The sequence below is a fragment of the Streptomyces sp. YGL11-2 genome (genome assembly GCF_050054615.1).
Taxonomy (GTDB): domain Bacteria; phylum Actinomycetota; class Actinomycetes; order Streptomycetales; family Streptomycetaceae; genus Streptomyces.
Window position 1 is genome coordinate 1 of record NZ_JBNHIN010000109.1, and the last position, 9,183, is coordinate 9,183.

8 protein-coding genes and 1 pseudogene are annotated in these 9,183 nt (G+C 66.5%); 4 read left to right on the forward strand and 5 right to left on the reverse strand.

The window, feature by feature from the left end:
• A partial coding sequence (locus tag ACO1BR_RS43240) for a transposase (protein ID WP_426800609.1) occupies positions 1 to 355 on the forward strand: 355 nt, incomplete at its 5' end.
• 1 nt (position 356) lies between these two features.
• On the forward strand, positions 357 to 1,622 hold the full coding sequence (locus ACO1BR_RS43245) for an IS1380 family transposase (RefSeq protein WP_426800610.1): 1,266 nt from the start codon (positions 357 to 359) through the stop codon (positions 1,620 to 1,622).
• A 444-nt stretch (positions 1,623 to 2,066) separates the two neighbouring features.
• On the opposite strand, the pseudogene ACO1BR_RS43250 reads toward ACO1BR_RS43245, so the two are convergent.
• A pseudogene (locus tag ACO1BR_RS43250) lies at positions 2,067 to 2,629 on the reverse strand (GNAT family N-acetyltransferase).
• 150 nt (positions 2,630 to 2,779) lie between these two features.
• Between ACO1BR_RS43250 and ACO1BR_RS43255 the strand changes: the two are divergent.
• The gene (locus ACO1BR_RS43255; RefSeq protein WP_426800611.1) at positions 2,780 to 3,946 is read left to right on the forward strand and encodes an IS630 family transposase; all 1,167 of its coding nucleotides are present in this window, start codon (positions 2,780 to 2,782) and stop codon (positions 3,944 to 3,946) included.
• 130 nt (positions 3,947 to 4,076) lie between these two features.
• Here the strand turns inward: ACO1BR_RS43255 and ACO1BR_RS43260 are convergent, their stop codons facing one another.
• From ACO1BR_RS43260 to ACO1BR_RS43270, 3 genes are all read right to left on the reverse strand, one after another.
• Positions 4,077 to 4,904 (reverse strand): ABC transporter permease, encoded by an 828-nt coding sequence (locus ACO1BR_RS43260; protein ID WP_426800612.1) that lies wholly within the window; start codon positions 4,902 to 4,904, stop codon positions 4,077 to 4,079.
• Positions 4,901 to 5,506: an ABC transporter ATP-binding protein gene (locus ACO1BR_RS43265; RefSeq protein WP_426800613.1), complete on the reverse strand. Its 606-nt coding sequence runs from the start codon at positions 5,504 to 5,506 to the stop codon at positions 4,901 to 4,903. The genes ACO1BR_RS43260 and ACO1BR_RS43265 overlap by 4 nt, the downstream gene beginning before the upstream one ends.
• Positions 5,507 to 5,619: 113 nt before the next feature.
• Positions 5,620 to 6,699: a polyprenyl synthetase family protein gene (locus tag ACO1BR_RS43270; RefSeq protein WP_426800614.1), complete on the reverse strand. Its 1,080-nt coding sequence runs from the start codon at positions 6,697 to 6,699 to the stop codon at positions 5,620 to 5,622.
• A gap of 315 nt (positions 6,700 to 7,014) precedes the next feature.
• Here ACO1BR_RS43270 and uppS point away from each other — a divergent pair, with 315 nt between their 5' ends.
• Positions 7,015 to 7,695 (forward strand): polyprenyl diphosphate synthase, encoded by a 681-nt coding sequence (uppS, locus tag ACO1BR_RS43275; RefSeq protein WP_426800615.1) that lies wholly within the window; start codon positions 7,015 to 7,017, stop codon positions 7,693 to 7,695.
• 46 nt (positions 7,696 to 7,741) lie between these two features.
• Here the strand turns inward: uppS and ACO1BR_RS43280 are convergent, their stop codons facing one another.
• Positions 7,742 to 8,668 carry a phytoene/squalene synthase family protein gene (locus tag ACO1BR_RS43280; RefSeq protein ID WP_426800616.1) on the reverse strand — a complete coding sequence of 309 codons (927 nt, stop codon included), beginning with the start codon at positions 8,666 to 8,668 and terminating at the stop codon, positions 7,742 to 7,744.
• Between the last annotated feature and the right edge of the window lie 515 nt (positions 8,669 to 9,183).

Consider the following 9,183-nt stretch of genomic DNA (forward strand, 5'->3'; position numbering starts at 1 on the left):
CCGGCACGACGTCACCCAGTTGATGCCGCTGTTGGATGCCATTCCCCACATTCGGGGACTGCGCGGCCGCCCACTGCACCGGCCTCGACGGCTGTTCGCCGACCGCGGCTACGACTTCGACAAGTACCGGCGCCTGATCCGCAAGCGCGGCATCACACCGAAGATCGCCCGCCGCGGAACCCCGCACGGCTCCGGCCTGGGCAAGACCCGTTGGGTCGTAGAGCGCACCTTCGCCTGGCTCTATCAGTTCAAACGCCTCCGCATCCGCTATGAGATACGCGCCGACCTCCACCAAGGACTCCTCGAACTCGCCTGCAGCATCATCTGCTTGAGACGCCTGCGCACCTCATTCTGAAATGATCAGTAAGGGTGCGGACAACAGCGGCGGGGCGAATCCGATGGCGAAGGTGATGTCACTGGTGGCGGCGCTGTGCGCCGGTGCGGACAGCATCGATGACACCGGCCGGCTGCGGCACGGGGCGATGCCGGCCCTTTTCTCCGGCATCCGTGCGCCCTCGACGCTGGGTACGTTCCTGCGCATGTTCACTCACGGTCACACCCTCCAACTGCACGCAGCCCACCGGAAGTTCCTGGCCCGCCTTGCTGCACGCACTCCACTGCTGCCCGGAGCCGCGGACCTGGCCTTTGTGGATATCGACTCCACCCATAAGCGGGTGTACGGCCGCGCGAAACAGGGAGCGCAGGTCGGCAGGTTCAAGGGGATACGCACTCTGCACCCCTTGTTGGCCACGATCTCCACTCCCACGGCGCGTCCGGTCATCGCCGCGGTCAGGCTGCGGCAGGGCCGGTCGGCTGATGTCCGCGGGGCACCGAAACTGATCGCCGAGACCATCGCCACCGCCCGTGAAGCCGGCTGCTCCCGCACGCTGTTGGTGCGCGGGGACTCCAAGTTCTACAACGCCGACGTCATCGCCGCCTGCCGGCGCCGCGGAGCCCGCTTCTCCGTCGTCACGGGCACCAATCCCTCCGTCCGGAAGGCCATCGCCGGTATCGGGGACGACGCCTGGCAGCAGATCAGCCACCCCACCGGGGTGGTAGTCCCGGACACCGGGGAGGTGATCTACGACGCCGACATCGCCGAGATCCCCGCGTATACGGCCTTCACCGGGCGGAAGAAGGCCGAGCAGGTCACCGCGCGCCTGATCGTGCGGCGGGTCCGCGACCTGGCAAAGCCTGCCATCGTGGGTGAGCAGGGCGAGCTGTTCCCCGTGTGGCGCTACCACCCCGTCTTCACCGACAACCCCGCACCCCTCGTAGAGGCCGAGGCGCAGCACCGGCAGCACGCGATAGTCGAACAGGCCATCGCCGATGGCAAATCTGGACCCCTGGCCCACCTGCCGTCGGCACACTTCAACGCCAACGCCGCATGGCTCATCCTGTGGGCCATCACCCACAACCTCCTGCGCGCTGCAGGCACGTTGGCCTCCCTCTTCCACGCCAAGGCCAGCACCGCCGGCCTCCGCGGCCACCTGATCCATGTCCCCGCCCGGATCGCGCGGTCCGGGCGGCGCGTCAAGCTTCACCTGCCCCAGCGATGGCCATGGCAAGGCGCCTGGACCCAGTTGTTCGACACCGTCCACGCCCCACCCGAAACAGGCTGATTCATCGTCCACCCGCCCGCCAGGGCCCAACCGGGGCTGAACTTGTGGAAAAGCTGGGCAGACCAGCGGATACCCCCTGCCCACGGCCCAGCCGAAAGCCCAGAACCCGCCCCGCAGACCATCGGAGATCACTTCGAAACCACGTCGGTGGATCGAGGCTTAGTGGTCGGCGGTCGAACTCTTTCGGGGGTTGGCCCCAGAACAGGATCTGTGGCGAGACCGGTCCGGGTGTCTTGGTTGCAGAGCGAGGCTGCTGCCAGGGTAGGGCCGCCGTGTCAGCGCCCCCGCTACTGCTGTCGGCCCAGTCGCTGATCGCCCAGTAAGGGGGGTCGTTGACGGTGACCAACAGTCCGTGGCGGGCCTCGGGTTCAACCTGGTACGACTCCTGCCGTCCACCTACCGGTTCCGAAGGGCGTGGATGCAGAACAGTCGTTCGCACCGTGGCTACTGCTGCTCCCACTGCTCCTTGGTGATCTCGTACCGTACGCCTTCATGCTCGGAGCCCTCGATCATCTCCATGTCGGAGGGGGTGGGGATGGTGTCCGCGAGCGTCATTTCGAGCTTCTCCATGATGTTGCGCGAACCGTGGTTCACGGACATCGTCGCAGCCCAGACCATGCGCATACCGAGCTCTGTGAACGCCTTGCCCAGCAAGGCCCGCGAGCCCTCGGTGGCATAACCTTTGCCCCATGCCGCCTGCCGCAGCCGGTAGCCGAGTTCGGCTTCGTCCAGCGGGCCTTCCGGCTCGGGACGTAGGTGGAACCAGCCTATGAACGCGCCGCTGTCCTTCTCGTGCGCGGCGAATAGTCCGAGGTCGCCGCCCCACTTCTCGTAGCGGCGAGGATTTTCGGCAGGTAGCGATCGCGGACGAGCTCCGGCGCGGTCGGATTGCCGCCGGTCAGGTAGCGCATCACGGCCGGGTCGCTGTCCAGCTCGATCAGCAGGTTCGCGTCATCGGCAGTGAAGCGGCGCAGGGCCAGGCGCTCGGTCTCCAGGTAGGTGTCCACGGGTCGATCATGCCTGAGGCAAGTCGGGCGGCCGAACGGTTTTCCTCGGCAACTCGGGGCCGTTGCCATGACGTCGCAGGATATAGAGACGGGTGCGGCCTGGTGCCGGCTCGTTCTCTGTTGCCCCGAAGGATCGGTCGCTTTCCGCCCATGCCCCTTGCCTCCGCCGTGCCCGTCGTGCTGACCGCCTCTGAGCGCCACCGGCTGAAGAAGATGGCTTACGGGCACAAGACCCCGCATCAGGCTCGGCAGCGGGCAACCCTCGTGCTATTGGCGGCCCGAGGGTGTCCCAACGCCCGAATAGCAGTGCAGACGCGGCTGCACGTGGACACGGTGCGTACCTGGCGGGGCCGCTTCGCCGCTGGAGGTCTGCCTGCCCTGGCCGACCGCAAGCGGTCCGGCCGGCCGGTCTCGTTCACCGCGCTGCAGGTTGCCGAGGTCAAGGCGCTGGTCTGTCAGTTACCCGCCGGGACCGGAGCGCCGCTGTCGCGCTGGTCGTGTCCGGAGCTGGCCCGGGAGGTGGTTGCCCAGTCCATCGCCGGGTCGATCTCCAATTCCACCGTGCGGCGCTGGCTCAAACAGGACGCGCTCAAGCCCTGGCAGTACCGGTCCTGGGTCTCCGTGCGCGACCCCGCCTTTCGGCCCAAGGCCGCACGCGTGCTGGATCTGTACGCCCGCACCTTCGATGGCGTCCCGCTGGGCGAGGACGAGTACGTGATCTCCGCGGACGAGAAGACTTCCATCCAGGCACGTTGCCGCTGCCACCCGACCCTGGCACCCGGGCAGGCCCGGGCGATGCGCGTCAACCACGAATACGACCGCGGCGGCGCGTTGGCCTACCTGGCCGCCTACGACGTCCATCGCGCCCGTGTCTTTGGCCGCTGCGAACCCAGGACAGGCATCGTGCCCTTCATGAACCTGGTCACCCAGGTGATGGCCACCGAGCCCTACGCCAGTGCCAGACGCGTCTTCTGGATCGTCGACAACGGCTCCTCCCACCGAGGGAAGAAGGCCATAGATCGCCTGACCAGGGCGTTTCCGAACGCTGTCATGGTCCACACCCCCGTGCACGCCTCCTGGACGAACCAGATCGAGATCTTCTTCTCCATCGTCCAGCGCAAGGTCGTCTCACCCAACGACTTCACGGACCTCAGCGAGGTCCGGGACCGGCTCCGAGCATTCGAAGACCGCTACAACGCCACGGCACAGCCATTCCAGTGGAGGTTCACCACCTCCGACCTGGACGACCTGCTGACCAGGCTCGACCGACACACACACGATCAGCAGGAAGAATCCTCCGCCCGTCTCACCGCATGATCAACCCCCGAAGGACTTCGAGCGCCGACCACTTAGGGGCCGCGCTGGCGGCAACAGCGGCAACCTGCTGCCTCACGGCAGTTCCAGCCGCAGCTGAGCCCAGCGCATACAGGATGACCTCATCCTTCAGCTATTTACGGGGGGCTGCCATGGTGCTGGTGGGTCTCCATCGCCAGCTCAGTGCAGCTCGCTGTTCCTTGTGGTGGACGTTGCGGGTGCGGCGGTGGAAGGTGAGGAGGGCCAGGAGCGCTGCGCCGGTGAACCACATGAGCTCGATGGCGAGATGGCCAGGGGTCGGGGTGGTGGAGAAGCCCGCGGCTGTGGCGGCTTGGGAGGTTCCATAGGACGGCAGGAAGCGAATGAGGGAGCTGTCGGCCCCAGAGCTCCACAGGGGGTTGGGCAGCAGGACGTCGATGACGCTGATCATGATCAGAGCGAACATGCCTTCGACCTCCCTGCGCAGGACGGATCCGAGGATGACGCCGATGGCGCCGTAGGTCATGGCGGCGCAGAAGAGGGCGGCGGCGAGCTGGAGGGGTTGTTTGGGTGTCCAGGAGAGGCAGGTGACGGCAGCGGCGTAGGCGGCGATGAAGGCGGAAGTAAGGGTGAGAGAGGTGGCCTTGGCGGCGATGAGGTGGACACGGGGGTAGCCGGCCATGGCCAGGCGGCGGTCGAAGCGGTGGCCGGTGAACGTGGCGGCGAACATCATGAAGCCCGTGATCAGGGTGACTGCGTTGATGGCGCCGGTGATCTGGGTGAGTTCGTTACCGGCTGGTGCCAGGTGCTGTCCGGTGGAGCGCAGGTGGAGAGGCGCGGCCCGGTCAGGGATGGCGACGTATGCGAGGGAGATCCACAGCGGGATGTAGAGAGCAATCAGCAGCATGGCGAAACGGTTGCGGCTGTGCTCGACCAAGTCGTATCGGGCAGCGGTCGTATACAGCTTCAGGCGTCGACTCATGCCGCCGCCGCTTCGTACGGGCGCAGGACGCCACGCTCCAGGCGCCAGAGCTCGTCGAGGCGTTCGATGTCATAGGCCAGGTGGGAGACGACCAGGACGGAGCGGCCGGCATCACGAAGGCGAGCGGCCAGGTCCCAGAAGCGCTGGTAGGTGTCCCAGTCGAAACCCTGGTACGGCTCGTCGAGTAGCAGGACTTGCGGGTCGTGCATGAGGGCCAGGGTCAGGTTCAGCTTTTGCCGGGTGCCGCCGCTGAGCACTCCGGCACGGTCGTCGGCGTAATCGGTGAAGCGCAGCACGTCCATGACCTCTTCTGCGTGCTTCAGGTCGGGCAGTCGGAAGGCCGCCTTGAAGTACAGCAGGTGCTGGCGGACGGTGAGGGCGTCGTTGAGGACCACTTCCTGCGGGCAGTAGCCGAAGCGGCCTGGGTGCCGGACGGTGCCGCGCTGTGCCCGCAGTTCACCGGCCAGGATTTTCAGCAGCGTCGACTTGCCGGCGCCGTTTTCGCCGACGATCCCGGACAGCCTGCCCGGCTGCAGGTCCAGGTCGATGCCGCGCAGGACGTCGCGTCGGCCGTAGGCGTGCCGCAGTCCTCGTACTTCCATTTCCGTCCTCCCCCTCGATCCGGCGCGTCTTCAACGGCTGGGGGGCAAGGGCAGACACGCCGTGTCAACGTCTGCGTCGTCGTGTCATCCGATCGGGCGGGGGACAGATGGGACTACCGAGTCCTCCGGGTGTTCCAGGAGGGCATGTGCTCGAAGACGGCGACGGCTTCTTCACGCCAGTGCCGGCGCCAGGACGCGGCTTCTGCGGAGGCGGCTTCTGCGTACCGGTCGATGGCTGCTTGCAGGCGGTTGTGCACTTCGTGGCGGTAGGCGATATCGCGGATACGGTCGATGGTTTGCGGTGTGCAGTCGGGACTGCCGAGAGCGGCCTTGACGGTGCTGTGTTGGTCCGCGTCAGTGGCGGCGAGCAGGTCACGGACCAGGTAGGTGAGGCGGCCGGCTCGCAGGTCGGCGCCGATGGGCTTGCCGGTGACGTCCGGGTCGCCGAAGAGGTCGAGGTAGTCGTCACGCATCTGGCCGCTGATGCCGGCCAGCGTGGCGTAGCGGCGCAGGCTTTCCTCATGCTCGGCCAAGTCCTCGCCCGCGGCCAGCAGGCCCAGGCGCAGGGGGGCGAGGATGGAGTAGCGGGTGGTCTTGTACTCGCACACGGTCTCCAGCAGACCCTCATCAGCTGAGGGGGTGACGTCGCGTTCGAGGTCGAGGATCTGGCCGATGATGGTATCCGTCGTCACGCCGAGTTGGACGTCGAGCATGGCCTGCTTGCGATCGGCGGGCAGGTCTGCCTGGAACAGCACGCGCAGGGCCAGGAAACCGGCGAGATCACCCACCATCATGGCCAGTCCCATCGCGGTCTGCGGGTTGTCCGGGAGGTCCTCGCGGCACGCGTAGTGCGTCGAGGGGCCGCCGCGGCGCACGGGCGAGTCGTCGATGATGTCGTCAAGGATGAGTGCGTGGCTGTGGAGCAGTTCGAGGCTCAGTGCGGCCTCCAGCAGTCCCGATACCTCGTCCTCCGTGACCAGACGTGCCGCCTCGTAGAGCAGCGTGATGCGGATCCGCTTCCCGCCGCGCAGCGACAACTCCGCCAGCAATTGCAGACACCGGGGCGTGAAGCGGCCCAGCCCCGAGCCGTTGAGGTCACTGGCGAGCTCGGCGAAGTACTTCTCGAAGGACAAGTCGAATCGCTTCTGGTGGCCGGCGGCGCGCTCCAAGGCGGTTTGGGCATGGCTCTTCATCTGTGTTCGGGCCGGCCTTTCTCATGGGTGTTGGGCGGCCAGCCTGTCATGCCGTGTGACGTGCTGCGACTGCCGTCGGTGGCGAGCGAGTTGGCGGTCGGTGTCAGGCTGGTGGTGCGGGATCGGTGGAGGCGCTCCTCACGCTTCTACGCGCTCCTGGCGCGCGCCAGGAGCGTCTGAGCTGATCGCCATGCGCCTGATCACGGCTCCTACGATGACGGTGCCTTTGTGTTCTGCCGTCTGGGAGGGCGGGCAATTGTGGAGCCTTGTTTCAGCTGCCGGAATGCTCCTCGGCCCGTCGGCCGCCGCGGCCCGGTGCCCGGGCACATCGCGGTCATCCTGGACGGGAACCGTCGCTGGGCCAAAGCCGCAGACCGCGAATCCGCCTGGGGCTACATGCAGGGAGGTGACAGGGCCCTGCAGTTCCTCAGCTGGTGTGACGCCGCAGGAATCGGTGTCGTGACGCTGTACGCGGTGTCCCTGGACAATCTGCGGAGCAAGGACAACTCCGTCGCCGCCAGTCTGCGGGCGGTGGCCGAGACACTGCAGCAGCTCGCCCGGGAAGAGCACTGGCGCATCCGGCTGATCGGCCGAATCGATCTGCTCGACACGCAGATCGTGCGGCAGCTGCGAGACGCAGTGGACCTCACCAAAGCTGTGAGCGGGCCGACGGTGAACATCGCACTCGCCTACAGCGGACGAGAGGAGATCCTCCAGGCCCTGCAAGAGCTGCTGTCCACCCCAGGGGGCATCACCCAAGCACAGGCCGGACTTACCCAAGACATGCTCGCCCGTCATCTCTACACACGCGGACTTCCCGACCCGGACCTCATCATCCGCACCTCTGGTGAACAACGCCTGTCCGACTTCATGACCTGGCAGTCCACCTACAGCGAACTCTACTTCTGCGACACAGGCTGGCCCGGATTCGACGAACGCCACTTCGAGCAGGCACTCGATCACTTCGCGTCCTGCTGCCGCCGCTACGGACAATGACAGCGCCAGGATCCGCCGTACGCAGCTGCTGCTCGCGCGTGGGTGCTCACTGCTGCGCGCCTGGCACTCGCACAGTCCTCAACCATGATCGGGCCCCCAACTGGCACGCGAGCGCGGCCAGCCCTCGCCCACCCAGACTCACCGGTCGGGTGAAGACGTCGTAACCACGCCGTTCGACCTCGGCCAGCAGGATGCGGTGGTGCTCGATGACCGCCCACACGAACGGCCTGCAACGAGGATGGACCAGCTCAGCCACCTCTACCCCGCGGGCAAACAGCTCGCGGGCACGCTGCACCTCGAAGCGGACCAGGCCGCGCAGTTGAGGCGTGGGCCGAGCCGCGCGCAGCTCATCAACGGTTACGTTGTAACGCTGCAGGTCCTCGGCTGGCAGGTAGACCCGACCCATGTGGATGTCCTCCCCGATATCCCGAACGAAGTTCGTCAGCTGCAAGGCCACAACCAGCTCGGCCATGGCGTCGTCGGCTTGAGCACTGATCGGCTCGATCAGCCGCAGAACCATGCGTCCGAACGGCCCGAGGATCGCTTCGATGTAACTCCGAAGCTCCTGCCACGTCGCGTACCGGCTCACCTCCAGATCCGCGAGCCAGCCGGCCAGCATCGCCTCGACATCATCGACAGCGAACTCGTACACCTCCGCGGTGTGGGCGAACGCCTGTCCCAGCGGATCGGTGAACTGGCCGCGGCGTAGATCCGTGAGCGTTCGCTGCCGCCACATCTCATACCTGCCGGCGCGTTCCTGAGGGTCGCCGCTGTCCAACAACTGATCCGCCCACCGGGCCAACGCGTAAAGGGCCCAGGCGTGTGGCCGCTTGTCCGTCGGCAGCAGCAACGAGCCCGCCCAATGAGCACGCCCGTCGCAGGCCACCAGCAACCGCCCGCACAGCCGGTACGCCTCCCGCAGCACCGGATCGGTAATCCCAGCCCGATCCAGAGCATTCCGGTCACCCAGCACTCAGCATCCGCCCTTCGTCAGTGAGCAAGGAAGACGGTTCGGCCACACGGCCGACCGCGAGCACACCCAGACTTTCGGATACGCACAGCAACATCAATACTACTAATGGTGGTGATGGGGGTGTCGGTACGCATGCCAACGGCACCCAGCTCCCCCGATCCACACATCCGCCAACTTGACACGCCCGCACGCCTCTTGCCCCGCCTGCAACACCGCCGGTAGTCGTAGGAGCAGCCGCACTGCGGACGGACCTGAAATCCAGCACGCCCTTCACGCCCCGGCCCCGCATGCCTGCGCTCTCCCGGAGGACGTGAAGCCGCTGACCACGATCTCGACGGAAGTCACACGCCCACGACCAGCCCGAGCATCCCGAGGTCCGCGCACACCAGACCCATGACCTGCAATTTCACGATGCACACGGGTCTGCTGCACGATCGGGTGACGGGTTGACCTGCCCCACCTCTCAGGTTCCAGTTCTGGTGGCTAACTGACAGCCCTTCACGGAAGGCTGGCAG

What these genes read in the sequence shown, in the direction of transcription:
- ACO1BR_RS43245 (WP_426800610.1), top strand. Translation starts at nt 357, where the DNA reads ATGATCAGTAAGGGTGCGGACAACAGCGGCGGGGCGAATCCGATGGCG.
- ACO1BR_RS43255 (WP_426800611.1), top strand. Translation starts at nt 2,780, where the DNA reads ATGCCCCTTGCCTCCGCCGTGCCCGTCGTGCTGACCGCCTCTGAGCGC.
- ACO1BR_RS43260 (WP_426800612.1), bottom strand. Translation starts at nt 4,904, where the DNA reads ATGAGTCGACGCCTGAAGCTGTATACGACCGCTGCCCGATACGACTTG.
- ACO1BR_RS43265 (WP_426800613.1), bottom strand. Translation starts at nt 5,506, where the DNA reads ATGGAAGTACGAGGACTGCGGCACGCCTACGGCCGACGCGACGTCCTG.
- ACO1BR_RS43270 (WP_426800614.1), bottom strand. Translation starts at nt 6,699, where the DNA reads ATGAAGAGCCATGCCCAAACCGCCTTGGAGCGCGCCGCCGGCCACCAG.